We start from the raw sequence: 26,104 nt of genomic DNA on the forward strand, positions 1-26,104 counted from the left end.
CCTCAGGCGGCCAGAGCCATCGCCACCGGACCGGATGGCCTGCCCATCGGCCGTGACGTGTGGAAGTGACGCGCCTGCTGCACGCGGAAGTTCCGCACCTGCCCCGCGATCCCGATCAGCAGGTCGGCCAGCTCGACGCCGAGCGCGCCGGCCACCGCCGCGATCATCTCGCTCGACGGCTCCTTGCGCCCGCGTTCGATCTCCGACAGGTACTGCACCGAGATGCCCGCCCGCTCGGCCACGTCGACCAGCCGGTCGCCGCGCTCCTCCCGGGTCTCGCGCAGCTTGCGGCCCAGGGCTTCTCTCCAGAGGGGCTCCGGTTCGCGTGTGAAGTCCAGGATCTCCGCCATGTGGTCATGGTGACAGCACCGCGACCACGGCAAAGGGGCGTTCTGCTACCAGCAGAACGCCGATGGCACATAAAGACAGGTTGGCAGTCACTGACAGGCTGGCGTACGGTGTCGGCATGGGAGTCGACTTCACGAAGCAGACGGTGCTGGTCACCGGGGCGAGTTCGGGCATCGGCGCGGAGTTCGCGCGGCGGCTGGCGGCACGCGGATCGGATCTGGTCCTGGTGGCGCGCCGCAAGGACCGGCTGGAGGAGCTGGCCGCGGAGTTGCGGCCGCACGGCGTGACGGTGCACGTCGTGGCCGCGGACCTCGCCCAGCCGGGCATCGGGCAGCGGCTGGCGGAGGAGGTCGCCGGGTTCGGCGTCACGAGCCTCGTCAACAACGCCGGGTTCGCGACCTTCGGGCCGTTCCACGAGGAGGACCCCGAACGGCTGCGGCAGGAGGTCGCGGTCGACGTCAACGCCGTCGTCGAGATCAGCAGGGCGTTCATCGAACCGTTGCGCGCCAACGGTCACGGCTTCTTGATCAACGTGGCGAGCATGGCCGCGTACCAGGCGACGCCGTGGTCGTCGGTCTACGGCGCGACGAAGGCGTTCGTGGTGAGCTTCACCGAAGGGCTGTGGGTGGAGTCGCGCGGCACGGGCCTGCGCGTCATGGCGCTTGCGCCCGGCGCCACGCGCACCGAGTTCTTCGACGTCGTCGGCACCGACGAGATGGCGGGCGGGAGCCGGATGCAGACCGCCGGCGAGGTGGTCGCGACGGCGATGCGCGCGCTGGACCGCAAGGTCACGCCGGTGGGTGTCATCTCGGGCCGGATGAACCGCGTGATGGCGTTCGCCGGACGCCACTTCTCCTCGCGCGCCATGGGCGCGAGGGTCGTCGGGCGAATGGTGCGGCAGAGCTAGAGTGAGGTCATGGGAAAGGCGACGCTGTGGGACCGGTCGCGTCAGGCCGTGGTCGCCGAGATAGTCGAGACCGCGCTGACGTTGTTCGCGGAGCAGGGTTACGAGGCGACCACGATGGCCCAGGTCGCGTCACGTGCCGGCGTGTCGCAGCGGTCGCTCTTCCGGTACTTCGGCACCAAGGAGGACCTGGTCTGCGGCGAGCAGGAGCAGCTGGGCGACCTGCTGGTGTCCACCGTGGCCGCGCAGCCCCCGGACATGTCCACCTGGGACGCACTGGCGGCCGGGTTCACCACGATCCTCACCGCGTCGGACCACACCGAGCAGCGGGTGCTGGAGATCTCCACGCTGATCTTCACGAACCCGTCGCTGCGCTCGAGGTACTTCGAGAAGCGGCTGAAGTGGCAACGGGCGCTCGTCCCCGTGGTCGAGGAACGGATGGGCATCGAGTCTGGAGAGGTCCCGGACGCCCGCGCGGTGGGCGTCATCGCCACGGTGTTCGCGTGCGTCGACGCCGCGTCGGAGCTGTGGGTCCTGCACGGCGGCAAGGCTGACGTGTTCGAGCTCTACGAACAAGCACTCACCGCCGTGCGGAACTAAACCGTCACCTCGGTGTTCTTCTTGCGGCGCAACCGAAGCACCACCGCCACCGTCAGCAGCACGACGAGCACGCCGTAGGCGATCGCCGCGAACGGGCTGGCGACGAGCGCGGTCGGGTCGCCCTCGCTGATCTGCAGCGTGCGCCGGACCTGCTCCTCCGCCATCGGCCCGAGGATCAGGCCGACGACGAGCGGTGCGACCGGATAACCGTGGCGCCGCATGAAGAACCCGATCACGCCGATGACCAGCAGCACGATCAGGTCGTCCACGACGAAGTTCACCGCGTAGGTGCCCAGCGCCGCGAACAGCAGGATGCCCGCGTACAGGTACGGCCGCGGGATCTGCAGCACCTTCACCCAGATCTTCACCAGCGGCAGGTTCAGCACGAGCAGCATCACGTTGCCGATGTAGAGCGATGCGATCAGCGCCCACACCATCGCGGAGTTGTTGGTGAACAGCAACGGTCCCGGCTGGATGCCGTAGCTCTGGAACGCCGCCACGATCACCGCCGCCGTCGCGGTGGTGGGAAGGCCGAGGGTCAGCAACGGCACGAGAACGCCTGCCGCGGCGGCGTTGTTGGCCGCCTCCGGACCCGCGACGCCCTCGATCGCGCCCTTGCCGAACTCCTCCGGCCGCTTCGAGAGCTTCTTCTCCGCGCCGTAGGACAGGAACGTCGACACGTCCGCGCCACCGGCCGGCACGGTGCCGATCGGGAAGCCGATGAACGTGCCGCGCAGCCAGGGCTTCCACGACCGCGCCCAGAACTCGCGCGTCATCCACTTGCCGCCCACGGGGATGACCTCGATCGGCCCGTGCCGCAGCCGCGACGCCACGTACAGCGCCTCGCCGACCGCGAACACGCCCACGGCGACCACGACCACGTCGATGCCGTCGGCCAGCGTCGCCACCCCGAGGGTGTAGCGCTGCTGACCGCTGAGCGTGTCGGTCCCGATGAGCCCGATGAACAGACCGAGTCCCAACGACGCGAGGCCGCGCACGGGGGAAGACCCGAGCAAGGCCGCCACGGTCGTGAACGCCACCACCATCAGTGCCACGTAGTCGGCCGGGCCGAGCTGCACGGCGACGTCCGCGATGGTCGGTGCGAGCAACGTGAGCAGCACCGTGGCGATCGTGCCCGCCACGAACGAGCCGATGGCGGCGGTCGCGAGCGCGGCAGCACCGCGCCCGGCCTTCGCCATCTTGTTGCCTTCCAGGGCAGTCACGATGGACGCCGACTCGCCCGGGGTGTTGAGCAGGATCGACGTCGTCGAACCGCCGTACATGCCGCCGTAGTAGATGCCCGCGAAGATGATCAGTGCCGCGGTCGGCTCCAGCGTGTACGTCAACGGCAGCAGCAACGCCACCGTCATCGCCGGTCCGATGCCCGGCAGCACGCCGACGGCCGTGCCGAGCGTGACGCCCAGCAACGCGTACAGCAGGAACTCGGGCTGCGCGGCGGTCGCGAACCCCTCCAGCAGGGCGGTGATGCTATCCATCGAGGAACGGCACCCCTTCGAAGATCCCGGCGGGCAGCGACAGGCCCAGACCCGACGCGAACACCACCTGCACGACGAGCGCCAGCACCACCGCGATCGGCAGCGCGCGCCACCAGGTCGCGCCGAGCGTCCAGGCGGCGCCGAAGAACAGCAGCGCCGCCGCGACCGGCCAGCCGACGAGGTCGATCAGCACCAGGTGCGCCACCAGCACGGCCACGAGCTTGGCCACGGTGACCCAGTCGGTGCGGACGTTCTCGTCGACGTCCTCGGCTTCCTCGGCCTGGCCGAGCTTCCCGCGGGCGGTCGCGATGATCGCGGCGATTCCCGTTACGACAAGAAGAATGCCCACGGCGTACGGGAACGCACGTGGTCCTACGGCGTTGTCGTCGCGCGCGGCGATCGTGGTCGCGTCGACCAGGGTGAAGACCCCGATCGCCGCGACCAGACCGCCGAACGCGTACTCCTCGACTTTGGCAGCGATCACTTCACGAGCCCGATGTCCTGCAGTGCGGGCTTCACCCGCCCGATCTCCTTGGCCATGAACGTGGAGAACTCGCTGCCGGTCAGGAACGTGTCCGTCCAGCCCTTCTTGGACAGCTCGGCCTTCCACTCCTCGCTCGCGTGCATGTCGGTGACCAGCTTGGTCAGCCGCTGCTTCGCCTCGGCGCTGATCGACGCCGGCGCCACGACACCGCGCCAGTTGATCAGCTCGACGCCCAGCTCGCCGAACGTCGGCACGTTCAGCTCGGGAACCGGGTTCGGGCCCGACGTGCCCAGCGCGCGCAGCTTGCCCGCCTTGATCTGCTCCTTGTACTCGCCGATGCCGGAGATGCCCGCGTCGACCTTCTTGCCCAGCAGCGCCGCCAGCGACTCACCGCCGCCGGAGTACGGCACGTAGTTGAGCTTGTCGGGGGCGATGTTCTTCGCCTTGAGCAGCATGCCGGCGAGGATGTGGTCGGTGCCGCCGGCCGAGCCGCCGGTGATCGAGACGCCCTTGCCCTTCTCGTTGACGGCGTTGAGCAGGTCGTCGATGGTCTTGTGCGGCGAGTCGGCCGGCACGACGACGACCTCGTCCTCCGCGGTCAGCCGGGCGATCGGTGTGGTCTCCTCCAGCCGGGCCTGCGACGCGTTGGTCTCCACGGCGCCGACCATGACCAGGCCGGTGATCATCAGGTACGACTCGGAGCGCTCGTTGAGGAGCTTCTGCAGGCCGACCGTGCCGCCGGCGCCGCCGACGTTGGTCACCTGCACGGAGTTGGCGAGCTTGGCGCCCTGCACCGCCGACTGCATCGCCCTCGCGGTCTGGTCCCAGCCGCCGCCGGGGTCGGCGGGCGCCATGATCTCCAGCTTCGCGATGGAGTCACCGCCGCTCGCGCTCTTGGCCCCCTGACCGCAGCCCGCGAGCACCAGTCCGGCGGCAGCGACCGCCACCACTCGTCTCCATGCCGTACCCATCGAACACTCCTCGCTTCGTCGCGAACGTTGGGCGGGGACGCTAGGTAACGGCTGTGTACACACGTAAGTGTTAGGTCGTAAGTTCCGTATTGGTCGTTTAGTTCGTGACCTGTTTCACAGCCGATACGTCAGAATCTCTTCCATGTTCCGTCGATCTGTGTCGTTTGGAGCCTTGCTTCTGGCGTTGCAGGTGGTCATCGTGCTGGTGACGACCTGTGCCGCCGGTCTGCTCGCGGCCAAACTGCAGAGCGACCGGATCCGCGACTCGTACAAGGACCGGATGCTGTCCGTCGCGGAGAGTGTGGCGCGACTACCTACCGTGATCGACGCTTTCAACTCCGTTGACCCGACCGAGGCCATCCAGCCGTTGGCGGAGGTGATCCGGAAGGCGTCCAACGTGACGTACGTGGTCGTCACCGACCACAACGGCGTCCGCTACGCCCACCCCGACCCGAAGCGCATCGGCGAGCGCGTGTCGACCGACCCGTCCACGGCCCTGTCCGGTGAGGTCTTCGTCGGCACGGAGACCGGCACGCTGGGCACGTCGCTCCGCGCGAAGGTCCCGATCCGGGCCACCGACGGGAAGATCATCGGCATGGCCTCGGTCGGCATCCTGGAGAGCCAGCTGTCCGCCGACCTCGCCGAGGACCTGCCGGAGCTGATCGGCTGGCTCGCGGCGGCCGCGCTGATAGGCGTGCTCGGCGCCGCACTGGTCACGCAGCACGTGCGCCGGCGGACGTTCCGGCTCGAACCGGCCGAGATCGCGCAGCTGCTGGAGACCAGGGACGCGATGCTGCACGGCATCCGCGAAGGCGTTGTCGCCGTGGACGACCAGGAGAAGCTCGCTCTGGTCAACGACGAGGCGATGCGGCTGCTGGGGCTCGACGAGAACCCGAGCGGACGCCCGGCGGCGGAGGTGCTCGACGACGGGCTGCTCGCCCTGGCGCGGGGTGAGGACGACGTCGCGGACCGCCTCGTCCTCGCGGGAGAACGGGTCCTGGTCGCGAACCGGACGACGGCGAAGACGAACGAACGCGCCGTCGGCGTCGTGCTGACGTTGCGCGACCGGACGGAGCTGCACGACGCGTTGCGGGAGCTCGACGGCCAGCGCACCGTCACGGAGGTGCTGCGCGCGCAGGCCCACGAGTTCTCGAACCACCTGCACGTGATCGGCGGACTCCTGGAGCTGGACCGCGGTTCCGACGCCGTCGCCTACATCGAACGGGTCGGCGGAGCCGGATCGCTCACGGCTGACATCATCGACGGGGCGAACGCCGACCCCGCGCTGGCGGCGTTGCTGCTGGCGAAATCCTCCACCGCGCACGAACGAGGGGTGGAGCTCCGGCTGGATCCCGGCAGCTCCGTCGACATCCGTGCGGGCGACGACGCGTTGACAGTGCTGGGAAACCTGGTCGACAACGCGGTCGACGCCGTGGAGACGGGGGGAACCGTGCGGGTGCTGGTGCGCTCGTCGGTCACCGGGGTGCGGGTGGTCGTGGACGACGACGGTCCGGGGGTGGCGGAGTCGCAACGCGGCCGGATCTTCGACCTGGGCGTGAGCTCCAAGGACGTCCAGGGCGCGCACGGCAGGGGAATTGGTCTTGCATTGGTGTCGAGGGTGGTGACCCGGCGCAGCGGCCGGGTGGCGATCACCGACTCGGAGCTCGGCGGCGCGTCGTTCGACGTGTGGCTGCCGGAAACGGGGAACCGATGAGCGTGCGAACGCTCGTGGTCGATGACGACTTCGCCGTCGCGGCGATCCACCGCGGCTTCCTGGAGGCGATGCCCGAGTTCGAGGTGGTCGGTGAGGCGCACCGGGGCGGCGAGGCGTTGCGCGCCGTGGAGGCGTTGCGGCCGGACCTCGTGCTGCTCGACATCCACCTGCCCGACATGTCCGGGCTGGACGTGCTGTCGCGGCTGCGCGCCCGAGGCGGACCGCCGGTCGACGTCATAGCCGTGACAGCCGCCCGCGAACGCGAGACCGTGCGGCAGGCCATGTCCCGCGGCGTCGACAACTACCTGGTGAAGCCCTTCACGCGCACGGCGTTCCTCGACCGGATGCGGGAGTACCTCGCGCAACGGATCGAGGTGCAGCGGCTCGGCCAGGTGCTCGACCAGGACGAGGTCGACTCGCTGATGCACCACCGCCCGCGCAGCCCGATCATGCCCAAGGGACTGTCCGCCGTGACGCTGCGGCTGGTGACGGACGCGTTGCGGGACAGCGAGAACGACCTGTCGGCGCAGGAGGTCGGCGACCGCGCCGGGCTGTCGCGCGTGAGCGCCCGCCGCTACCTGGAGCACCTGGTGACCATCGGCAAGGCGGAGGTGCAGCCGCGCTACGGCATGGCGAACCGGCCCGCGCACGGGTACCGGCTGACCTGAAGGACCTCGCTCCGCTTGTGAAGGTTTCGGTGGAGCACCCACGATCTGTGACACGATCGGCCACAGGAGATCTGGGGGCGGAATTCTCGTCGTGGTCGCCGTGCTCGCGGCACTGGCCGGCGCGACAGGGGCACAAGCGTCAGAAGAACCGTGCGACACCGGTACGCGGTTCACCGCCAACGGATATCCGCAGGTGGAGGTGCTGGACGCCGGGCGTGTGCCGTTGGACGTCGCGGTTCTCGAAGGCTCGGGCGGCATCGCGCACCTCGACGGCTTCGACGACGCGCCGCAACCGATCACCGTGCAACCGGGCGAGCGCCAAGAGCGCGTTCGTGTGGCGGAACACGCACGCGTCGGTGGAGCCGCCGCTGGTCGGCAAGCACGTCGACATCGCGGCAGCGCCCGACGGCATCCGGCAGCCGCTGGTCGCCACGTCGCCGGAGAGTTCCGTGCTGATCGACCTGGGCAGCACCGGGAGGATGGGCGTCAGGGCCTGGTACCGCTGACACCCGTGTCGGGAGCGTTAAATCTTCTGGTGACGCCGCGTTTCCGTGCTCTGATGGCGTCATGTCGACCGCCGCGCTCCTGAGCTTCACGCTCGTCGCCCTGCTGACCGTGATCACGCCCGGCCTGGAGACGTTGCTGGTGCTGCGGACCGCGTTGCTGGTCGGCCGCCGTGCCGCCTTGGGCGTCGTGGTGGGCAGCACGCTCGGATGCCTGGTGTGGGCGGCGGCGGGGCTCGTCGGGCTGACGGCGTTGCTGCAGGCGTCCGAACTGGCCTACGACGTCGTGCGCTGGCTCGGCGCGGGTTACCTGATCTACCTGGGGGTCAAGGCGTTGTGGCGGTCCCGGCGCCCGGTGGAGGCCGACGAACCGGCGCCGGTGCCGTCGGCGCGCGCGGCCGTCCGGGTCGGGCTGCTGACGAACCTGCTCAACCCCAAGCCGGGCGTCTTCTACGTCTCGCTGCTGCCGCAGTTCCTGCCCGTGGGCGAGCCCGCGTGGGGCGCCGTGCTCGTGGCGATCCACCTCGGCATCGGGTTGGTGTGGTTCCCGATCCTGATCACGGCGGCCGGGCGGGCGCGTGCTTTCCTGCTGCGGCAACGACTCCTGCTCGACCGTTTGTCCGCTTCCGCGCTGATCGCGTTCGGCTTGAAGACGGCGGCGGACGCGCGGTGACGTGTGGTCTGATGGCCTCATGCCGACCGCCGCACTGCTGAGCTTCTCGCTCGTCGCGTTGCTCACCGTCCTCACACCGGGTCTGGACACGGTGATGGTGGTGCGCACGGCGTTGCTGAGCGGCAGGCGCGCGGCGATGGGCGTGGTCCTCGGCATCACGCTCGGGTGCCTCGTGTGGGGCGCGGCGAGCCTGGCGGGACTCACGGCGTTGCTGAGGGCGTCCGAGCTGGCCTACGACGTCGTGCGTTGGCTAGGTGCCGGTTACCTGATCTACCTGGGCGCCAAGGCGTTGTGGCTGTCGTTCTCGGCCCGCGCGGCCGCCTCGCTGGACGACTCGCGTCCGGTTCCCGGCACCGGAGCCTCGTTGCGCGTGGGACTGCTGACGAACCTGCTGAACCCGAAGGTCGGCGTCTTCTACCTGTCGCTGCTGCCGCAGTTCATGCCCGCCGGTCAGACGGGCTGGGGTGCCGTGCTCGTCGCCGTCCACCTCGGCCTCGGCCTGGTGTGGATGCCGATCCTGATCGCGGTGGCCGGACGTGCCCGCGCGTTCCTGTTGCGCCAGAGGGCTTCGCTCGACCGCGTGACGGCGTCGGTGTTCGTCGCGCTGGGGCTGAAGCTGGCGTTCGAGGCGCGTTGACGCTGGCCGGCGAGCAGCGCTTGGCCGGTCGGCCCTGCCGAGCAACCGCGCCAGCCACCAGCTGCCCGCCCGCACCGCCACACCGCTTGTCGCTCGCCACCGCTGCCAGCTCACCCGCCGCCCGCCTGCCACCACCAGACCGCCGCCGCCTCCAGCCTCACCCCTGGCGCGCCTTCTCCGGCGCCGCCACCCGCCCGCGCGTACGAATGATCATCTTGCTCGCGAGGCGAAGCCCCTGGCGCGCGTTGAGGTGCGGGAGGTAGGCGCGGCTCACCGCGTTCGCGATGCGCGGCAGCGCCGCCGAGTCCGGGTACGCCATGAACATCGGCTGGTAGGTCGGCTGGAACTTCGCCTTGAACGCGAACAGCGACCGGAACCCGTACACCGGCTCCAGCACCTGGCCGGTGAAGTCCAGCACGCGCTGCAGCGCCCGCGGTCGCTCGCCGCGGTCCAGCCGGGCGAGCGGTGCCCCGGACAGGCTGAGGAACCGCGCGCCCTCGGCCTTGAGCAGGCCGGCCGCCGAGGCGATCAGGAACTCCATCGAGCCGCGGAACCCGTGCGAGCGGCGGCGCATGAAGTCGAGCGTCCACCCGACGACCTCGCCGTCCTCGTACACCGGCAGCCAGCTCGTGATGCCGTGCACGGTGCGATCGCCGTCCACGGCCAGCAGGCAGCGGACGCCCTCGCCGTTCAGCTCTTCCAGTCCTCCCAGCGTGAAGCCCATTTCGGGCAGCCCTTTGTCCGCCACCCACTCCGCCGAGATCGACCGGATCTGGTCCGTGATCGCGTACGGCGCGTCGGCGTAGGTGCACCACTCGGCGGTGATGCCGGCCTTGGCGGCCTTGTTCAGCGCCGTGCGCACGTCCTGCCACTTCTTGCCGGTGAAGCTGAGCTCGTCCAGCTCGATCACCGTGTCCTCGGCGACCTGCACCGCGGACCAGCCGAGGCCCTCCACCGCGGCGCGCGTGTCCGCGCCGACGCTGTAGAGGCACGGCGTCCAGCCGTTGCGGGCGCAGAACTCCGCGAACCCGCGCACGGCGTCGACGCGCGCCGGGCCGATCGGATCGCCCACCGTCAGCGCGATGGTCGACACCACCCGGTACGCGATGGCCGTCTCGCCGTCCGGCGTGAACCAGTACTGGTTGCCGCGCCACGTCGTCATGTACGACAACGACGAACCGCCGTGGCGCCGCATGAGGTCACGGGCGTGCGCCGCTTCCTCCTCGCACGAGGACGGCCACGTCCGCCACGACGCCATCAGCAGACCCGCCAGCACGATCAGCCAGAACACCACGCCCGTGTACTCGAACAGCACCGCGCCGACGAACCCCTCGGCGGAGAACTGCAGCGGCACCAGGTCGAGGTAGCCCGGCGGCAGGAACCGCGTCGGCAGGTCCGCCAGCAGCGCGGCGAACCCCGGCTCCGGCGTGAACTGGTCGCGGACCAGGTAACCGCCGAAGACGTACAGCGCCGACAGCAACGCGACGCTGATCGCCGTGAACCGCCAGAACTTCACCACGGCATGCCGAGGCAGACGCACGTCGAAGTGCCTGCGCGTCACCAGCAGCACCACGATGATCGCGAGCGGTGCCAGCATCGGCACACCGAACGAGACCGACAGCTCCAGCACGCTCGCGTCCGGGAACTGCGCGACGTACACGACGTACGAACCGATGAACGCCGCGAACGCCACGTTGAACACCAGCGCCGTCCGCCACGCGAACCGGCGGCCCCGCCGCAGCCCTTCCGCCAGGACGAGCAGCAGCAACGCCGGCAGCAACGACATCACCAGCGCGGGGAACCGGCCGTACGACAGCTGGACCACCATCGTCCGGCACAGCTCGACCGCGCCCGAGGAGCAGATCGCGTCCACGTCCTCCTGCGACGGCTGTGCGACCGCCACGACGTCCGCGAACCACCACAGCGGTCCGTTCGGGTACGGCGACATCATCGACACCACCGGCCCGAGCGCCGACGCCGCGATCAGCAACGCCACCAGCACCCGCGTCTCCTGGAGCGAACGCGCCAGCGCCACCGGCCCGTTCCTCAGGAACAGCACTCCCAGCACCAGCCCGGCCACGCCACCGGACAGGCGGAGGAGATCTTCCAGCCAACCTGAGTACAGGGTAAGGACCAGCACCGACAAGATCATCAACAGTCGGACGCGGCGCCTCCACAGCGGCGGCATCCGGAAGGTCAGGGCGAGCACGAGACCCACCCCGCCGACCGACGGCCCCGCCGCGACCTCACCCATCAGCGACTCGGGCCAGCCCCACTGCACCTCGTGCCCGACCATCACCAGGAAGAGCCCCAGGAACGCGCCGGCCACGTGCGAGCCGAGGAAGATCGCCGCCGTCCGCAGCGAGCCCAGCGAGCGCTCGGCGTAGATCCCGGCGACGAGCAACAGCGCGGTGGTCGCGAGGTAGCCCGGCAGGTCCATCGACCACAGCGCCGAGGTCAGGACGGTCCACCACGGGCTGCCGGTACCGAACCCGACGAGCAGGAGCAAGTCGTCGCTCGCACCGGCGATCGCGCCGGTCAGCGCCCCGACCGTCCAGAAGACGACGAGGAAGACGCAGGTCAGCGGCGCCGCGCGGAACAGCCTGGCGATCATCTGACCAGCCCTGTCCGCTGCGCGAGCCACGGCAGCGAGCCGTACAGACCCGGCCGCCACACGTTCCAGTCGTGCCCTCCCGGCAGTTCCTTCCACTGCACGTCCATTCCGGCCCTGCGACAGGCCTCGAACACCTCGGCTCCCGCCGGGCGGTACTGACCGTCGTCCCTGCCGACCACGATCACGCCGGAGAGCTGCGGAAACTTTGTCTTGGCGAGGACGTCGAGCGGGTTGACGCGGGCGAACGCCGCCTCGTCACCGCCGAACGCCGCTTTGACCGTCTCGGCGCGCGTGCCGAGCGTGGGCTCGCGCTGGCCGGACAGGTCGATGAAGTTGCCGTACACGTCCGGCGCGCGCACTGCGAGCTGCAGAGAGCACGTGCCGCCGTGAGAGAGGCCCGCGATCGTCCACGCTTCACGGCGTTCGTCGACCGTGAGGCGTTCCTTGATCCACTTGGGCACGTCGCGGGTCAGGTACGTCTCCGCCTGGCCCAGCTTCGAGTCGAGGCACAGCGGGTTCGCGGTGAGCGAGCCCAGTGAGTCGGGCATGACGACGATCGGCGCGAGCCCGCTGTGGGCACGCGCGAACTCGTCCATGTTGTCGGAGATCCGGCCGGCGTCGTACCAGTCGCGGGGCGACCCCGGCTGGCCCGCGAGCAGGACCAGCACCGGCAGCCGCGGCCGGGACTTCGCGGAGTACGCGGGCGGCAGGTAGACCCACGCCGGACGCGTCCTCATCGCGCCGGGGATCTCGATCTCGGACAGCGTGCCCCTGTCCGGCAGGCCGTCACCGGTCCAGACGTCGGCCAGCTTCTTGCCGGCGGGCACGTCCAGCACGTCGGAGGCACTGTCCGGCAGGTCGACGCTCGGGTTGTTGAACACCTCCAGCGCGGCCCGCGCCGTCGGGTACAGCCCGTAGTACGCGTTCGTGGCCGTCAGTGCGCTCGAGATGACGATGACCGCGGCGATGACGGTGGCCACGCGCGCGTACCAACGCGACGGCCGTAGGCGTGCGACGGCCAGACTGATGGCCACGAGTGCGGCGCCCAGCCACACCATCAGGATGACCGGCATCGGCTCCGGCCACGGTTTCCACAGGTGGTCGATGACGAGCGTCAGCCCGGTCACCACCAGGGCGACCGCCAGCACGACCATCGGCAGCACGCGGACCCACCAGGTCCGGTTCTTCCGGATCACCAGGTACGTGAGGGCGAGCGCGGCCGCGACCGTGGCGGCCTTGGGGATCGGTCCGTTTATCAGAGACAGATCCAACGGGCTGAGCATGCCCTCAATGCTTCAGGAAGTCTTCAGGATCCACATCGGAGGTTCGTCTGAGTTCAGCGCCGTGAACATCAGCCTGAAGAATGACAACCCTTCAGCCGGACGGTGCGTCGCGCCACGCCCTGGTCAGCACCTCCAGGGCGTCGGGATGACCGGCGATCTCGGCAGCGCGGGACAAATCGGACTCCGCCATTCCCAGTTCCCGCAACGAGGTCGCCGCGCCGAACCGCGTGGCCGTGTCGTGGATGCGCTGGGACAGGTCGGCGGGCGCGGTGTGGGGGAGCAGCGCCGTGTGCGTGGCAGCGTGCGGAAGACCGAACGAACCGCCCAAAACGTGCGCGAGCTTGTGGTGCAGTCCCATCGGGACGGACGCGAGGCACGTGCCCGCGAGCCACGCCGAGGACAGCAGTTCCGTGCGCGCATCCACAGTGGACGGATTTCCGTTCAAAGCGTGCAAAACGCCCTCGATCGCCCGGCGAGCGATGGCGTCGATCAACGGGTTCTCGTTGTCCCTCGCCGCGATGGCGTGCGCGAGAGCGTTGAGCGCGCTTGTGACCGTGACGTCGAGGGGCAGGTCCAGCGTCATGTCGACGTCGTAGATCACCGTGTCCGGCTGGATCGCCGCGTCCCGCCGCGTCTCCTTCAGTCCCGACGCCGTCTCGCCGAGCACCTGGGTGACCTCGGAGCCCGCGTAGGTCGTCGGGATGATGATCTGCGGAACGTCCGCGCGCACCGAGAGCGCCTTCGCCAACCCCGTGCTCGATCCACCGCCGACTGACACGACGCAGTCCGCGCCGTGTTCGCGCAACGACGCGAGCGCGCGCTCGGTGACCTCGACCGGCGTGTGCATCGCCGCGCCGGTGAACCGCGTGACCAGCAACGGACCGAGTTCGGCCGCCACGCGGTCGCCTCCGTGCCGGGCGATCAGCAGCACCCGCTTCGCGCCTAAACGCTCTGCTTCGGCACGTACGGAGGACGTGGTGCCGCGGCCGAAGACGACACGGGTGCGGCCGGGTTCGAAGGTGAAGCTCACGAAGGACGAATATTCGTGAGGGCGGTGTCCGGCGCAACAGCTGAGGATCAAGCCTTTCGGCTCTGACGGGGCGACTTCGTCACTCCTTAGCGTGAATCTTCATGAAGCGTGTTCGTGTTGTAGTGGCGTTGGCAGGGGCCCTGACCCTGACGCCACTCCCTGCCACAGCGGCGACACCGGCGTTCACCCTGTCCGGCGGCGTCACCGCGCCGATCCACTCGATGGCCGACGCCGTGCGCGAGACCGTCTACGTGGACTCCGGGCTCGACCTCGACGGCGACGGCACCCGCGACCGGGTGGCGGCCGACATCATCAGGCCGTCCACGACCGGGCGCGTGCCCGTGATCATGGACGCCAGCCCCTACTACCAGAGCGCGGGCCGCGGCAACGAGGGCGAGGTCAAGACCTACGACTCCGCCGGTGTGCCGGTGAAGTTCCCGCTCTTCTACGACAACTACTTCGTGCCGCGCGGTTACGCCGTCGTGCTGGTCGACTTCCTCGGCACGAACCGGTCGCGCGGCTGCGTCGACGTCGGCGGCCAGTCGGAGATCACCTCCGGCACCGCCGTGATCGACTGGCTGAACGGCCGTCGCACCGGCTACTCGACCCTGACCGGCTCCACCACGAAGTCCGCCTCGTGGTCGACCGGCGCCGTCGGCATGATCGGCAAGTCGTGGGACGGCTCGATCGCCAACGGCGTCGCGGCGACCGGCGTCGACGGGCTGAAGACCATCGTGCCGATCGCGGCCATCAGCTCCTGGTACGACTGGTTCCGCTCGGACGGCGTCGCCTACCCCGGCTACAGCTCGCCCACCGGCCTGGGATCGCAGTTCGAGAACTCCAACGCACGGTCTCGATGCGGTGCCGTGCGCACACAGATGACCAACGGTTCCCCTGCCAATGGCGACTACACGGCGATGTGGCAGACACGTGACTTCGTGCGCAACGCGTCGAAGGTCAAGGCGTCGATTTTCGCGATCCACGGGATCAACGACCTGAACGTGAAGACGCTGCAGTACGGGCAGTTCTGGGACGCCGTGCCCGCGTCCGTGCCGAAGAAGCTGTGGTTCTCGCAGACGGCGCACGTCGACCCGTTCGACTTCCGCCGCGCCGAGTGGGTCTCGACGTTGCACAAGTGGTTCGACCGCTGGCTGCTGGACGTGCCGAACGGCATCGAGAACGAGCCCCAGGTGTCCGCCGAACGCGCACCGGACCAGTGGGTGGACGACCAGACGTGGCCTCCCGCGGGGACCGTCAGCACCGTGCTGCGTCCTTCTTCTTCGGGACTCGGCACGGCTGCGGGTACGGGCACATCGGTGTTCACCGACAACGGCAGTGGCACGCCGACGAACTGGCTCTCCGGTTCGAACACCGGCAGGGCGGTCTACTCCACCGCACCGCTGACCTCGGACCTGCGCATCGCCGGCACCTCGTCGATCACGGTCGGAGTGTCGTCGTCCACGCCGACGGCGCACCTCACGGCGTACCTCGTCGACTACGGCCCTGCCCGCGTACGGACCGGTGAAGGCATCCGGACGCTGACCACGGAGTCGTGCTGGGGCGAGAGCCGTACGGGCGATGACGCCTGTTACCGGAACACGGAAGCCACGGCGGGCAACGTCGACGCGCAGATCATCGCGCGCGGCTGGGCGGATCTCGCGAACTACCAGTCTCTCTCGACACCGCGCACGATCACTCCCGGGACCAGGTACAGCATCACGTTCCGGCTGTCCACAACGGACTGGAACCTGCCGGCCGGCCACCGGCTCGGTCTGGTGGTCGGGGGCACCGACACGACCGCGATCGTGCGGCCGAGCCAGCTGCCGCGGCTGACCGTGGACCTGGCGAGCACGTCCGTGCGGATCCCGCTGAAGGGCTCGGTGCCCTCCGCGTCGGCCGCCCCGCTCGCCGCGTCCAGCGTTTCCGCAGGTACGAAGAGCCAGTTGGGCTAGCGAACCGGACTGTCGGTGCTGCTCGCTAGCATCGGCGGCATGGGTTCAACCGACCACGGGGACGCGCTGCAGGTCCTGCAGCGCGTCTTCGGGTACCCCGAGTTCCGCGGCGACCAGGCCGCCATCGTCGAGCACGTGATCGCGGGTGGCGACGCGCTCGTGCTCATGCCGACCGGCGGCGGCAAGTCCCTGTGCTACCAGGTGCCCGCCCTGGTGCGGCCGGGCACGGGCGTCGTGATCTCGCCGCTCATCGCTCTGATGCAGGACCAGGTGGACGCGTTGCGCGCGCTCGGTGTGCGCGCGGGCTTCCTGAACTCCTCGCTCTCGTGGGACGAACGGCGGATGGTCGAGGCCGAGTTCGTCAACGGCGAGCTCGACCTGCTCTACCTGGCGCCGGAGCGGCTGACGTCCGAGGCCACCCTGCGCCTGCTGGAGCAGGGCGAGATCGCGCTGTTCGCGATCGACGAGGCGCACTGCGTCTCCCAGTGGGGCCACGACTTCCGGCCCGACTACCTCTCGCTCACGCACCTGCACGAGCGCTGGCCCAAGGTGCCGCGCATCGCGTTGACGGCCACGGCGACGGAGGCGACGCGCAAGGAGATCCTCACGCGCCTGGAGCTGGGCGAGGGGCGCCAGTTCGTCTCCAGCTTCGACCGGCCGAACATCCAGTACCGCATCGTCGGCAAGAAGGAGCCGAAGAAGCAGCTGCTGGACCTGCTGCGCGGCGAGCACCAGGGCGAGGCGGGCATCGTCTACTGCCTGTCCCGCTCGTCGGTGGAGAAGACGGCGGAGTTCCTGGTGGCGAACGGGATCGCCGCGCTGCCGTACCACGCGGGGCTCGACTCGGCGGTCCGCCAGCGCAACCAGGCGCGCTTCCTGCGGGAGGACGGGCTGGTCATGGTGGCGACCATCGCGTTCGGCATGGGCATCGACAAGCCGGACGTCCGCTTCGTCGCCCACCTCGACCTGCCGAAGTCGGTCGAGGGCTACTACCAGGAGACGGGCCGCGCCGGCCGCGACGGCCTCCCGTCCACGGCGTGGCTCGCCTACGGCCTGCAGGACGTGGTGCAGCAGCGGAAGATGATCGAGTCGTCCGAGGGCGACCTGGCGTTCCGCCGCCGCTCGCAGGCGCACCTCGACGCGATGCTCGCCCTCTGCGAGACGGTCGACTGCCGCCGCACCAGGCTCCTCGAGTACTTCGGTGAGTCCGGTGTGCCGTGCGGCAACTGCGACACCTGCCTGACGCCGCCCGAGGCGTGGGACGGCACGGTCGCCGCGCAGAAGGTCCTCTCGACGGTCTACCGCCTGCGCAAGGAGCGCAACCAGAAGTTCGGCGCGGGCCAGGCGATCGACATCCTGCTGGGCCGCAAGACCGCCAAGGTCATCCAGTTCGACCACGACCAGCTCAGCACGTTCGGCATCGGCGAGGACCTGAACGAGAGCGAGTGGCGCGGCGTGGTCCGCCAACTCCTCGCCCAGGGCCTGCTGGCGGTCGAGGGCGAGTACTCGACGCTGGTCCTCACCGAGGCGAGCGCCGACGTGCTGGGCCGCAAGCGCGAAGTGAAGATGCGCAAGGACCCGACGCCCGTCCGCTCGACGACGCGCACGGCGTCCTCGTCCTCGGGCGCCGCCAAGGTGAAGGTCGACCTGCCGGCCGACGCGGGCCCGCTGTTCGAGGCGCTGCGCGAGTGGCGGGCCGGTCAGGCCCGTGAACAGGGCGTTCCGGCCTACGTGATCTTCCACGACGCCACGCTGAAGTCCATCGCGGCGTCACGCCCCGACTCGCTCACTGCCCTGGGCGCGGTGAGCGGTGTGGGCCAGGCGAAGCTCACGAAGTACGGCGAGCAGATCCTCGAGGTCGTGGCGGCAGGCGGCCCCGCCCCCGCCGCCGAGCCCGCGCCCTCTGCCGCGAAGCCCAAGCCGAAGACGACGAGCACGGGCGGCGCCGCCTGGGGTTCGAGCGCGGACGCGGACGAGTGGCCGGAACCGGAGGAACCCGACGAGCCGATGGACTGGTAGGGCACGCGAGGGCCTGGGCGGTCACCGGCGCACACGTTCGTCAGAGCACCTTCTCCACCTGGGCCCGCTCGACCACGGTCTCGCCGGGTTCCCCGACCAGGTCGAAGGCCGCGCTGTTCAGCACGACGCAACCCGACCCGACGCCGACGACCTGCACGATCGTCTGCTTCCCGTTGTCCAGGTTGGTGACGCGCACCGAGGTCCCCACCGGGAGCTGGGACGAGAACGCTCCCGGCGCCCCGCCGACGGCCGACAACCCGACGGTCGCGCCGTCGCAGACGACCTGACCGACGGTCCCGGACGGCCGGATGCGGGAAACCGGGCTGCGGGTGGTGGCCGTGGGCGCCGGTGCGTTGCCGACGATCTCCACCCGGATGCCACGCGGAACGCCGCCCGCCACGCCCTCCGCGGTCTCGGCCGACCGCAGCGAGTCGAGGGCGGCGGTGTTCAGCACCGCGCACCCGGCCGAGGTCCCGATGACCTGCACCGTGATCGCCCGGTGGTTCTCGGGGTTGGTGAGCCGCACGAGCGTTCCCGCGGGGAACCGGTCGGAGTAGACACCCGCCGGGCCCTTGGCGTTCGCCGCCTTCACCTGCTGCCCGTCGCACACCTCTTTGCCCGCCGGTCCCGACCGCCCCGCAGGGGCACCGGATCCCGCGACGGCGAAGGCCGCACCCCCGATGGCCACGACGACCGAGAAGACCCCGGCCCCCGCGATCCACCCCTTCGACCAGCGCATGCGCAACACCCGACCCTTCTGCCAGGCCGTACGGCCCGCAGATCAGGAAGGTTCAACGACGTGTGGCGCGCAGCAACGCCGTCGGGTCGCACGACGCGAGGTGGTCGCGCAGGGCGACGTGTGCGAAGCGGTACTCGCCGTCGACGCGGGTGAGCAGCAGGCGGTCCTGTGCGAGGTGGAGCAAAGCCTTGCGGCGGAAGGACAACTCGCCCAGCGACAGGGGCCGCGTCACACCTTCGGCGGTGACTTCGGCGAGGGCGTCGAACGGCCAGACGTAGTCGCGTGACGCAGTCGGGGTCACCAGCAACCCGAGCGCCACTCCCAGTGCGGTTCCCCAGGATCCGAGCGCGCCGATCCCGCCCAGCAGACCGACCGCGCCGAGCGCCGGGACCGCGGGCTGGATCCACCACGGCCGTCCCAGCCGCATGCGTTCCTGTTGCGCCGGGCGCACCGTGCGCCACACACGTCCCACCGCCGCAGCGAAAATCCCGCCCGCTACTCCGGCGGAGAAGCCGACGCCCATGCCCGCCAGCACGACGTAGGGCCCGGTCCAGATCATCGCGACGGCGGGCGCGGCGGCGATCAGCACCGCCCACGGGATGGGTGCGTCACCGGGTATGAACCCCAACGCCAGGAAGAACGACGCCACCACCACGAACACGTACGCCACGACGTACGGCCACGGCGTGCCGATGCCTCCCAGCCACAGACCGGCGAGGCCGACCAGCAACCCTCCGAACACCCCGGCGAGGAACCCCAGCGCGGCGGTGATGATGCCGTGCGCGCGTCCAGGCGGATGAAAGACATGCGGCAGTTTGTTCACGAGCACGAGCAAAGAAGATGCAGCGACCACGAACGTCAGAGCGGGCCACAAGCCAAGGCGTAGCCCGGTCATGAACGCCACGGCACACACACCACCGGCGTATGCGGCGGGCACCGCGCGCACGAACAGCAACCACAACGGACGCGTCGGCAGCAGCGGAAGCCACGCACGGCGGTGAGGCATGTGCACGGGTGCGCCGAGGTCGGGACGCCCCAACCGCGCGAGGAACTTCAACGCGCGAATGGTGGGCCCTGCGCCGCGTTGCCCGGACAGCCTCGTCACCACGAACGAGCCCACGAAGTCGGTGCCGATGGTGTCGACCTGCTTGTCGAGGTGCGTCAGCGCCAGCAGGTTCAGCGCCAGCGGTGAGTCGAGCCGCTCCCAGATCTCCGGGGTGAGGGCGGCCTCCAGGCTGTCGAGCCGGGGGCTGACCGAGGCGATGTACTCGAGGACCTGCCCCCGCGACAACGGTTCCACGCACACCGACGGGAGGTTCTCGATCGGTCCTGTCGAGCAGACGATCGAGGCGAACGGCGCGAGTTCGGACTCGCAGTGCGCGCGGTCGACGCGGGGCACCTCGTCGAGGCCGTCGATGAGCACCGCGATCCGTTCCCGGCGCAGCCAGATCGTGCCGGCCGAGCGACTGATGCCGTACCGGCGGTTCATCTCCCGCAGCAGCCAGGCGGTGAACTCCGTGGGCTTGCGCGTGCCGTACGCCCGCCACGTCGCCAAGTCCACGACGACGGGGATCGGTGCCTCGGGGTCGTTGCGCGCCCGTTCGACCAACGTCAGGCACAGCTCGCGCAGCAACGTCGAGCGCCCGCTGCCGACGGGACCCACCAGGACCATGCTGTGGCCGAGGCGGTCGTAGACGTCCGCCAGGTCGGTCGTGGAGATCTCCTCGCCGTTTACCCGCACGGCGAGCTTCGGCTGCCGCAGGACACCGAGCTTGATCTGCGTCTGGGCCGCGAGCGAAGCGTCGAGCAGGGCTTTCACCCGTGCTTCTACGCGGGAGAGGGCGGCGCTGCGGTTGCTGGTCTCGTGGCCGCGAAGGCGTTCCCACACGGCGAGACCGATCGCGACGAGCACCATCACGCCAACTGCGGGCCACAACCACCGGCCGAACTCGCCGAAGAACCCCGGCAGCGCTCCGCCGGTGCTCACGCTGATGGCCGCCGGGAGCAGGAGAACGACGGTGACCAGGCACAACGCGGCCAATGCCGTCAGCCGTGCCGCTCTTGTCACCCCGCTCGGATCCACCTTCACCTCCGCGATCCCGGCGAACGACGGTAACCGTGTCGCCGGGATCGCGGAAGTGAATCCGATCAGGCTTAACTCACACGCGAACCAGTCGCCTGCGTCGCCTCAGGAGCCCACTCACAGTGGGTCTCCGTCACTGCTGCTGGCCGCCGAAGTTGCGGAGGCCTTCCTTGAGCTTGTCCTCGCCCTGGTCGATGTGCTCGGTGTGCTTGCCGCCGGTCTTGTCGTCGGCGAACTGCCCGGCACGCTCGACGCCCTGGTCGACCTTGTCGCCGTGCTCGCCGATCAGGTCCTTCGCCTTGTTCTTCAATTCGTCGAATCCCATGGCTGCATTACCTCCCTATGCAGTTCGGGTACCCGGTCTTGGATCCGGCACACGTCGCTTGATCGAGTGAAGCGCCGTCGGCGGGCCCACCCTCCACAGTGATCCGTTAAGGCTTGCCGGGCCGTCACCGGCTCCACTAGGAAACGCGCATGAGGCGAATCGCAGCTGGACTGGCAGTGGCGGCGCTGGCCGTTGGTTTCATCACGACGGGCACGGCGTCCGCGGACACGCAGACGGCCCGGCCCGACTGCGGTTACACCGCGACCCCGGAGGAGCCGGCCGCGCGACCCGTGTCGATCCCGCGCGACCCGTGGTTCACGAAGGGCAAGGTCCTGGTCAAGGTGAAGACGAACCAGGGCGACATCCCGCTGGTCCTCGACCGCACCAAGGCGGCGTGCACCGCGCACAGCTTCATCCACCTGGCGCACCGGGGGTTCTACAACCAGACCGAGTGCCACCGGCTCACCGCGTACCCGACGCTGAAGGTGCTGCAGTGCGGCGACCCGTCGAACACCGGTGAAGGCGGGCCCGGCTACCGGTACAAGGACGAACTGCCGACGGACCTGCAGCCCGCCCCGAACGACCCGACCGGAGTGCGCCGCATCTACCCGCGCGGCACGCTCGCCATGGCCAACGCCGGCCCGGACACGAACGGCTCCCAGTTCTTCCTGGTGCAGTCCGACTCGATCCTGCGCCCGAACTACACCGTGTTCGGCCAGATCCTGCCCGAGGGCCTGGAGACCCTCGACAAGATCGCGGCCGGTGGCATCGCGGGGGAGAACCCGCTGGACGGCCGCCCGAACGTCAAGTCCGAGCTCAAGTGGGTGCTGCCGCTCGGGATCTAGTGGCGAAACACAGGACGTTGGCGACGTATCCGCGCTCAGCAGGATCCGTCGCGGCACCGCCCCCACGCCCCCGTACCACCAGTACGAGAACGTGGGGGCGGCACCTCGACACACCCGTCTGACCACGAATACACCGGCAACGTCCTGAGCCACACCACTAGCGCGAGGCCCAGCCCGTGAGCGCGCCGTAGAACGCGTCGGAGAGCCGCCGGACCACCTGCTCGTCAGGCAGTCCGGCGGTTTTCGTGAGGTCGAGGACCTCCCTCGGGTCGAACAACGCGTCGTGCAGGAACCGCGCGACTTCCAGCAGCGAGTCCGGCAGCCCCAGGTCGGCGAGCACGCCCTTCAACGCCGTGTCCCACGCGTTGCTCGACAGCACCGCCATCGTCTCGCCGCCGCGCAGGCGTTCCAGGAAACCGCGCTGCGAGCCGGACCGCACGATCACCGGCCCGTGTACCTTCTGCAGCTTCACCCAGCACGCGGCCTGGTGCTCGAACAGGTCCTTGCCCGTCTTGCGAGACCGTTCGCCGTGCTCGACCAACGACGCCATGACCTCTTCGTGATAGGCCACCACGAGCGCTTCCACGGACGGGAAATGCCGATACGCCGTCGCCTGTGAAAGCGCCGCCCTGCGTGCGATCGACTGCATCGTCGCCGTTGCTGGTTCAGCCCGCAGCACGTGCGTCGCGGCATCCAGCAATCGCTTGCGGTTGCGACGCGCGTCACTGCGGCTGTTTGTCTCCTCCGGCAGAACGTCCTCCCACCCGCGAACCCAGTGCGAGCTGAAGGATAGGGCGAACGATCATCGAAATGACTGGATTCCGGTCAACGCGTGGCCGATGGATAGCAGGTGGATGTCGGAAGTGCCCTCATAAGTAAGTACCGATTCCAGGTTGTTGGCATGACGCAGGGGCGAGTACTCGAGCGAGATGCCGTTCGCGCCGAGGATGGTCCGGCTTTCCCGCGCGATCGCGATGGCCGACTCGACGTTGTTGTACTTGCCGACGCTGATCTGCTCGGGCTTGAGCGTGCCCGCCTCCTTGAGCCTCGCGAGGTGCAACGCCAGCAGCATCGAGTTGCTGACCTGCACCGTCATGCTCGCGAGCTTGCGCTGGGTGAGCTGGAACGCGGCGATCGGCTTGTCGAACTGGATGCGCGTACCGGAGTAGTCGAGGGCCGCCTGCAACGAATCCCGGGCCGCCCCGACAGCGCCGAACACGATCCCGAACCGCGCCTCGTTCAAACACGTGAGCGGTGCGCGCAAGGAAGTCGCGAGCGGCAGCCGAGCGCTTTCCGGCAGCCGCACGTCCTCCAGCACCAACTCGGAAGTGACGGATGCTCGCATTGACAGCTTCTGCTTGACGTCCCGCGTCGAGAATCCGGGTGTGCCGCGAGGAACGAGGAATCCTCGAATTCCCTCCTCGGTCCGCGCCCACACCGTCGCCACGTCCGCGAGACCGCCGTTCGTGATCCACATCTTGGTGCCGTTGAGCACCCAGTCCGCACCGTCGCGCACGGCCCGCGTGCGCATGCCCGAGGGGTTCGACCCGAAGTCCGGTTCGGTCAGCCCGAAGCACCCGATCGCCTCACCGGCCGCGAGGCGCGGCAGCCACTCCTGCTTCTGCTCCTCCGACCCGTACTCCCAGATCGAGAACATCGACAGCGACCCCTGCACCGACACGAAGCTGCGGATGCCGCTGTCCACGGCCTCCAGCTCCAGGCACGCGAGCCCGTACGCGAGCGCCGACGTCCCCGCGCACCCGTAGCCCTGCAGGTGCATGCCGAGCACACCGAGCTTGCCGAGCTCCCGCGCCAGTTCGCGCGGCAGGACGCCCGCCTCGAACCACGAGGCGACGTGCGGCCGGACGTGGTCGGTCAGGTAGGCCGCGACCGTCGCCTGGATGTCGCGTTCCTCGTCGCTCAGCAGCGACGGGATGTCCAGCAGCTCCAACGGGTCCTGCACGTCACTGCTCCAGCTTCGGCGGGCGCAGCCGGTAGGTGACCGGCGTGCGCGACAGGCGGATGGGGTTCGCGACCAGCGTCATGTCGCCGATCATCGCGGTGGGGTTGAGGTCCAGCGACTCGGCGAGCGCGAACGCGCGGGCGACGTCGTTGACCGGACCGCACGGCACGCCCAGCGGTGTCAGCGTCTCGAACCAGTGCTGCGCCGGCCTCGTGCGCAACCGCGCCGCGAGCACGTCGAACAGCGCGTCCACGTGCTCCACGCGAACGGAGTTCGTGACGAACCGCTCGTCGGTCGCGAGCTCCGGCACGTCCAGCACCGAGCACAGCCTCCGGAACTGCCGGTCGTTGCCCACCGCGAGCACGATCGGCTGGTCCGCCGTCGGGAACACCTCGTACGGCGCGATCGACGGGTGCCGGTTGCCCATCGGCTTCGGCACCGAACCGGCCAGCGTGAAGCCCGCGCTCTGGTTCACCATGCTCGACAGCAGCACCGTCAGCAGGTCGAGCTCGACGAGCTGCCCCAGCCCCGTCGCCTCCCGGTGCCGCAACGCCGCCAGGATGCCGACGCACGCGTGCAACCCCGTCAGGACGTCGACCAGCGCCACACCGGTCTTCACCGGCTCGTACGGCCCCGGCCCGGTCACGCTCATCAACCCGCCCACGGCCTGCACGAGCAGGTCGTAGCCGGGCAGGTCCGCGCCCTTGCCGGAACCGAACCCGGAGATCGAGCAGTAGACGAGGTCGTCCCGTCCCAGCGACTCGTAGTCGAGCCCGAACTTCTTCATGGTGCCGGGCTTGAAGTTCTCGACCACGACGTCCGCTCGCGCGATCAGCTCGCGCGCCCGTTCCCGGCCCGCCTCCGTGGACAGGTCGATCTGCACCGACGTCTTGTTCCTGTTGACGGACAGGAAGTACGTCGCCTCGTCTTCGTAGTGCGGCGGACCCCACGTGCGGGTCTCGTCGCCCCTGCCGGGCTGCTCGACCTTGACGACCTCGGCACCGAGGTCGCCCAGCACCATCGTGGCGTACGGCGCCGCCAGCACCCTGCTGAAGTCCGCGATCACCACACCTTCGAGCGAGCTCATGCGTTCCGCCTCTGCTGTTCCGTCTCGTGCGCCTCCGGGCACGCTCATGCGACACGCCCCTTCAGCCTCATCGCGGCCAGCACGCGTTCCTGTGCCAGCTCCCGTGCCGCCACATGTGTTGTGGTGCCACGAGTTCGCGCCTCGGCGACGACGTTCACCGCGTTCGCTCTCAGCTTTTCCGACACGGCCTCCAGCACCGTCACCGGGTTCACCGGGAACGGCGAGTACCGCGCGTCCATCCCGAACGCCGCCGCGACCACGCCTCCGGCGTTCGCGATGAAGTCCGGCACGACCGTGATCCCGCGCCGCGCGAGAACCTCCTGCGCCGCAACGGAAGTGGGCAGGTTCGCGCCCTCGACGACCAGTGCGGTGTCGAGCTCGCCCGCGAGATCCGCGTCGACCACGTCCTGCAGCGCCGCCGGCACCAGCACGTCGCACGGCACCCTGAGCTCGGCGCCGAGCGGACGGACCTCGCCGTACTCGCACACCGCGAGGTCGCCGGACGAAGCCCTCAGCTCCAGAAGCCGGGCGACGTCGAGACCACCGGCGTCGACCAGCGCTCCGTGCACCGACGACACGGCGACGACGACAGCACCGAGTTCGGCGAACCGCTTCGCCGCCGCGGCGCCGACCGCGCCGAACCCTTGTATGGCCACGCGTCTGCCGCGCAGCTCGACCAACTCGTCCGCCACCTCGGCCACGCCGTACCCGGTGACGCCCAGCTCGTCGTACGGAAGACCGCCGAGTTGAGCCGGTGCGCCCATCATAGCGCCGCGGTCCGACAGTTCGTCCTGGACGATCGCCGCGTCCCGTTCGGTGAGGCCCATGTCCAGCCCCAGCACGTACTCCCGCGGCACCTCGTTGGAGAGCTTGCGCGCGAACGCCCGCAGCACGGCTTCCTTGTCGGGAGAAGCGGGGTCGAACGCGATCCCCGCCTTCGCGCCGCCGAAGAACAGGTCGACCCCGGCCCACTTCCACGTCATCACGCGCGCGAGACGGGCGATCTCGGAGACCGTCACGCGAGGGCCCATCCGCGTGCCGCCCTTGCCCATGCCGCGCGCGGTGTTGTCGATGACGAGCACGCCCTTCATGCCGGTGCGCCGGTCGGACACGCAGACGACCTTCTCCGGCCCCCACTCGTCCATGAGCTCCAGAACGTCCATCAC

The 26,104-nt window shown here is 69.6% G+C and carries 25 protein-coding genes and 1 pseudogene; 10 read left to right on the forward strand and 16 right to left on the reverse strand.

Annotation, left to right across the window (positions count from 1 at the left end; translation table 11 throughout):
- Positions 1-2: 2 nt before the first annotated feature.
- The gene (locus tag ND450_RS41940; RefSeq protein WP_253323536.1) at positions 3-350 is read right to left on the reverse strand and encodes a helix-turn-helix domain-containing protein; all 348 of its coding nucleotides are present in this window, start codon (positions 348-350) and stop codon (positions 3-5) included.
- Positions 351-466: 116 nt separating this feature from the next.
- On the opposite strand from ND450_RS41940, the gene ND450_RS41945 reads away from it, so the two are divergent.
- Complete coding sequence (locus tag ND450_RS41945; RefSeq protein ID WP_253323537.1) at positions 467-1,255, forward strand: SDR family oxidoreductase; 789 nt, start codon at positions 467-469, stop codon at positions 1,253-1,255.
- A 9-nt stretch (positions 1,256-1,264) separates the two neighbouring features.
- Positions 1,265-1,852 carry a TetR/AcrR family transcriptional regulator gene (locus ND450_RS41950; RefSeq protein WP_253323538.1) on the forward strand — a complete coding sequence of 196 codons (588 nt, stop codon included), beginning with the start codon at positions 1,265-1,267 and terminating at the stop codon, positions 1,850-1,852.
- Here ND450_RS41950 and ND450_RS41955 read toward each other — a convergent pair.
- The 3 genes from ND450_RS41955 to ND450_RS41965 are packed head-to-tail and all read right to left on the reverse strand — an operon-like array spanning position 1,849 to position 4,803.
- A complete protein-coding gene (locus ND450_RS41955) occupies positions 1,849-3,348 on the reverse strand; it encodes a tripartite tricarboxylate transporter permease (protein ID WP_253323539.1) in 1,500 nt (499 codons plus the stop codon). The two genes, ND450_RS41950 and ND450_RS41955, sit on opposite strands and share 4 nt — an antisense overlap.
- Complete coding sequence (locus tag ND450_RS41960) at positions 3,341-3,832, reverse strand: tripartite tricarboxylate transporter TctB family protein (protein WP_089917023.1); 492 nt, start codon at positions 3,830-3,832, stop codon at positions 3,341-3,343. Before ND450_RS41960 ends, ND450_RS41955 begins: the two co-directional genes overlap by 8 nt.
- On the reverse strand, positions 3,829-4,803 hold the full coding sequence (locus tag ND450_RS41965) for a tripartite tricarboxylate transporter substrate binding protein (protein WP_253323540.1): 975 nt from the start codon (positions 4,801-4,803) through the stop codon (positions 3,829-3,831). Before ND450_RS41965 ends, ND450_RS41960 begins: the two co-directional genes overlap by 4 nt.
- A 142-nt stretch (positions 4,804-4,945) precedes the next feature.
- Here ND450_RS41965 and ND450_RS41970 point away from each other — a divergent pair, with 142 nt between their 5' ends.
- Together ND450_RS41970 and ND450_RS41975 are read left to right on the forward strand one after the other, a co-directional pair.
- Positions 4,946-6,517 (forward strand): sensor histidine kinase, encoded by a 1,572-nt coding sequence (locus tag ND450_RS41970; RefSeq protein ID WP_253323541.1) that lies wholly within the window; start codon positions 4,946-4,948, stop codon positions 6,515-6,517.
- The gene (locus ND450_RS41975) at positions 6,514-7,185 is read left to right on the forward strand and encodes a response regulator (protein ID WP_089917015.1); all 672 of its coding nucleotides are present in this window, start codon (positions 6,514-6,516) and stop codon (positions 7,183-7,185) included. Before ND450_RS41970 ends, ND450_RS41975 begins: the two co-directional genes overlap by 4 nt.
- Positions 7,186-7,324: 139 nt before the next feature.
- Here ND450_RS41975 and ND450_RS41980 read toward each other — a convergent pair whose 3' ends face one another.
- Positions 7,325-7,531, reverse strand: coding sequence for a hypothetical protein (locus ND450_RS41980; RefSeq protein ID WP_253323542.1), 207 nt, complete (start codon positions 7,529-7,531; stop codon positions 7,325-7,327).
- 10 nt (positions 7,532-7,541) lie between these two features.
- On the opposite strand from ND450_RS41980, the gene ND450_RS41985 reads away from it, so the two are divergent.
- The 3 genes from ND450_RS41985 (at position 7,542) to ND450_RS41995 (ending at position 8,998) form a co-directional block, all read left to right on the forward strand.
- On the forward strand, positions 7,542-7,691 hold the full coding sequence (locus ND450_RS41985; protein ID WP_253323543.1) for a hypothetical protein: 150 nt from the start codon (positions 7,542-7,544) through the stop codon (positions 7,689-7,691).
- Positions 7,692-7,752: 61 nt separating this feature from the next.
- On the forward strand, positions 7,753-8,361 hold the full coding sequence (locus ND450_RS41990) for a LysE family translocator (protein ID WP_253323544.1): 609 nt from the start codon (positions 7,753-7,755) through the stop codon (positions 8,359-8,361).
- Between the two features lie 19 nt (positions 8,362-8,380).
- Positions 8,381-8,998, forward strand: a complete 618-nt coding sequence (locus ND450_RS41995; protein ID WP_253323545.1) for a LysE family translocator — start codon at positions 8,381-8,383, stop codon at positions 8,996-8,998.
- Between the two features lie 157 nt (positions 8,999-9,155).
- Here ND450_RS41995 and ND450_RS42000 read toward each other — a convergent pair whose 3' ends face one another.
- The 3 genes from ND450_RS42000 to ND450_RS42010 form a co-directional block, all read right to left on the reverse strand.
- The gene (locus ND450_RS42000) at positions 9,156-11,612 is read right to left on the reverse strand and encodes a bifunctional lysylphosphatidylglycerol flippase/synthetase MprF (protein ID WP_253323546.1); all 2,457 of its coding nucleotides are present in this window, start codon (positions 11,610-11,612) and stop codon (positions 9,156-9,158) included.
- Positions 11,609-12,883, reverse strand: coding sequence for an esterase family protein (locus tag ND450_RS42005; RefSeq protein ID WP_253323547.1), 1,275 nt, complete (start codon positions 12,881-12,883; stop codon positions 11,609-11,611). Before ND450_RS42005 ends, ND450_RS42000 begins: the two co-directional genes overlap by 4 nt.
- Positions 12,884-12,986: 103 nt before the next feature.
- Complete coding sequence (locus ND450_RS42010; RefSeq protein WP_253323548.1) at positions 12,987-13,925, reverse strand: maleylacetate reductase; 939 nt, start codon at positions 13,923-13,925, stop codon at positions 12,987-12,989.
- Between the two features lie 101 nt (positions 13,926-14,026).
- Here ND450_RS42010 and ND450_RS42015 point away from each other — a divergent pair, with 101 nt between their 5' ends.
- Positions 14,027-15,877 carry a Xaa-Pro dipeptidyl-peptidase gene (locus ND450_RS42015; protein WP_253323549.1) on the forward strand — a complete coding sequence of 617 codons (1,851 nt, stop codon included), beginning with the start codon at positions 14,027-14,029 and terminating at the stop codon, positions 15,875-15,877.
- Between the two features lie 39 nt (positions 15,878-15,916).
- Complete coding sequence (recQ, locus tag ND450_RS42020; RefSeq protein WP_253323550.1) at positions 15,917-17,896, forward strand: DNA helicase RecQ; 1,980 nt, start codon at positions 15,917-15,919, stop codon at positions 17,894-17,896.
- Positions 17,897-17,936: 40 nt separating this feature from the next.
- Here recQ and ND450_RS42025 read toward each other — a convergent pair whose 3' ends face one another.
- The 3 genes from ND450_RS42025 to ND450_RS42035 form a co-directional block, all read right to left on the reverse strand.
- A complete protein-coding gene (locus ND450_RS42025; protein ID WP_253323551.1) occupies positions 17,937-18,635 on the reverse strand; it encodes a septal ring lytic transglycosylase RlpA family protein in 699 nt (232 codons plus the stop codon).
- Positions 18,636-18,687: 52 nt separating this feature from the next.
- The gene (locus ND450_RS42030; protein WP_253323552.1) at positions 18,688-20,703 is read right to left on the reverse strand and encodes an NACHT domain-containing NTPase; all 2,016 of its coding nucleotides are present in this window, start codon (positions 20,701-20,703) and stop codon (positions 18,688-18,690) included.
- Positions 20,704-20,851: 148 nt separating this feature from the next.
- Complete coding sequence (locus tag ND450_RS42035) at positions 20,852-21,043, reverse strand: antitoxin (protein WP_089923356.1); 192 nt, start codon at positions 21,041-21,043, stop codon at positions 20,852-20,854.
- 149 nt (positions 21,044-21,192) lie between these two features.
- Between ND450_RS42035 and ND450_RS42040 the strand changes: the two genes are divergently transcribed.
- Complete coding sequence (locus tag ND450_RS42040; RefSeq protein WP_089923361.1) at positions 21,193-21,888, forward strand: peptidylprolyl isomerase; 696 nt, start codon at positions 21,193-21,195, stop codon at positions 21,886-21,888.
- Positions 21,889-22,045: 157 nt separating this feature from the next.
- Here ND450_RS42040 and ND450_RS42045 read toward each other — a convergent pair whose 3' ends face one another.
- The 5 genes and pseudogenes from ND450_RS42045 to ND450_RS42060 all read right to left on the reverse strand — a co-directional run bounded on the left by ND450_RS42045 (position 22,046) and on the right by ND450_RS42060 (position 26,101).
- Complete coding sequence (locus tag ND450_RS42045; protein WP_253323553.1) at positions 22,046-22,462, reverse strand: hypothetical protein; 417 nt, start codon at positions 22,460-22,462, stop codon at positions 22,046-22,048.
- A 3-nt stretch (positions 22,463-22,465) separates the two neighbouring features.
- Positions 22,466-22,588, reverse strand: a pseudogene (locus ND450_RS46170) (TetR family transcriptional regulator); the annotation flags it as partial.
- Between the two features lie 102 nt (positions 22,589-22,690).
- Positions 22,691-23,851, reverse strand: coding sequence for an acyl-CoA dehydrogenase family protein (locus ND450_RS42050; RefSeq protein ID WP_089923368.1), 1,161 nt, complete (start codon positions 23,849-23,851; stop codon positions 22,691-22,693).
- Position 23,852: 1 nt separating this feature from the next.
- A complete protein-coding gene (locus ND450_RS42055) occupies positions 23,853-24,938 on the reverse strand; it encodes a CaiB/BaiF CoA-transferase family protein (RefSeq protein WP_253323554.1) in 1,086 nt (361 codons plus the stop codon).
- A 44-nt stretch (positions 24,939-24,982) separates the two neighbouring features.
- The gene (locus ND450_RS42060) at positions 24,983-26,101 is read right to left on the reverse strand and encodes a Glu/Leu/Phe/Val dehydrogenase (RefSeq protein ID WP_253323555.1); all 1,119 of its coding nucleotides are present in this window, start codon (positions 26,099-26,101) and stop codon (positions 24,983-24,985) included.
- Positions 26,102-26,104: the final 3 nt, after the last annotated feature.

The sequence above is a fragment of the Lentzea sp. HUAS12 genome (assembly GCF_024125735.1).
In the GTDB taxonomy this organism is placed as follows: domain Bacteria; phylum Actinomycetota; class Actinomycetes; order Mycobacteriales; family Pseudonocardiaceae; genus Lentzea; species Lentzea albida.

What these genes read in the sequence shown, in the direction of transcription:
- ND450_RS42015 (WP_253323549.1), top strand. Translation starts at nt 14,027, where the DNA reads ATGAAGCGTGTTCGTGTTGTAGTGGCGTTGGCAGGGGCCCTGACCCTG.
- ND450_RS41950 (WP_253323538.1), top strand. Translation starts at nt 1,265, where the DNA reads ATGGGAAAGGCGACGCTGTGGGACCGGTCGCGTCAGGCCGTGGTCGCC.
- ND450_RS42035 (WP_089923356.1), bottom strand. Translation starts at nt 21,043, where the DNA reads ATGGGATTCGACGAATTGAAGAACAAGGCGAAGGACCTGATCGGCGAG.
- ND450_RS41965 (WP_253323540.1), bottom strand. Translation starts at nt 4,803, where the DNA reads ATGGGTACGGCATGGAGACGAGTGGTGGCGGTCGCTGCCGCCGGACTG.
- ND450_RS41955 (WP_253323539.1), bottom strand. Translation starts at nt 3,348, where the DNA reads ATGGATAGCATCACCGCCCTGCTGGAGGGGTTCGCGACCGCCGCGCAG.
- ND450_RS41995 (WP_253323545.1), top strand. Translation starts at nt 8,381, where the DNA reads ATGCCGACCGCCGCACTGCTGAGCTTCTCGCTCGTCGCGTTGCTCACC.
- ND450_RS41940 (WP_253323536.1), bottom strand. Translation starts at nt 350, where the DNA reads ATGGCGGAGATCCTGGACTTCACACGCGAACCGGAGCCCCTCTGGAGA.
- ND450_RS41970 (WP_253323541.1), top strand. Translation starts at nt 4,946, where the DNA reads ATGTTCCGTCGATCTGTGTCGTTTGGAGCCTTGCTTCTGGCGTTGCAG.
- ND450_RS42025 (WP_253323551.1), bottom strand. Translation starts at nt 18,635, where the DNA reads ATGCGCTGGTCGAAGGGGTGGATCGCGGGGGCCGGGGTCTTCTCGGTC.
- ND450_RS42000 (WP_253323546.1), bottom strand. Translation starts at nt 11,612, where the DNA reads ATGATCGCCAGGCTGTTCCGCGCGGCGCCGCTGACCTGCGTCTTCCTC.
- ND450_RS41945 (WP_253323537.1), top strand. Translation starts at nt 467, where the DNA reads ATGGGAGTCGACTTCACGAAGCAGACGGTGCTGGTCACCGGGGCGAGT.
- ND450_RS42060 (WP_253323555.1), bottom strand. Translation starts at nt 26,101, where the DNA reads ATGGACGTTCTGGAGCTCATGGACGAGTGGGGGCCGGAGAAGGTCGTC.
- ND450_RS41990 (WP_253323544.1), top strand. Translation starts at nt 7,753, where the DNA reads ATGTCGACCGCCGCGCTCCTGAGCTTCACGCTCGTCGCCCTGCTGACC.
- ND450_RS42040 (WP_089923361.1), top strand. Translation starts at nt 21,193, where the DNA reads ATGAGGCGAATCGCAGCTGGACTGGCAGTGGCGGCGCTGGCCGTTGGT.
- recQ (WP_253323550.1), top strand. Translation starts at nt 15,917, where the DNA reads ATGGGTTCAACCGACCACGGGGACGCGCTGCAGGTCCTGCAGCGCGTC.
- ND450_RS41975 (WP_089917015.1), top strand. Translation starts at nt 6,514, where the DNA reads ATGAGCGTGCGAACGCTCGTGGTCGATGACGACTTCGCCGTCGCGGCG.
- ND450_RS42055 (WP_253323554.1), bottom strand. Translation starts at nt 24,938, where the DNA reads ATGAGCTCGCTCGAAGGTGTGGTGATCGCGGACTTCAGCAGGGTGCTG.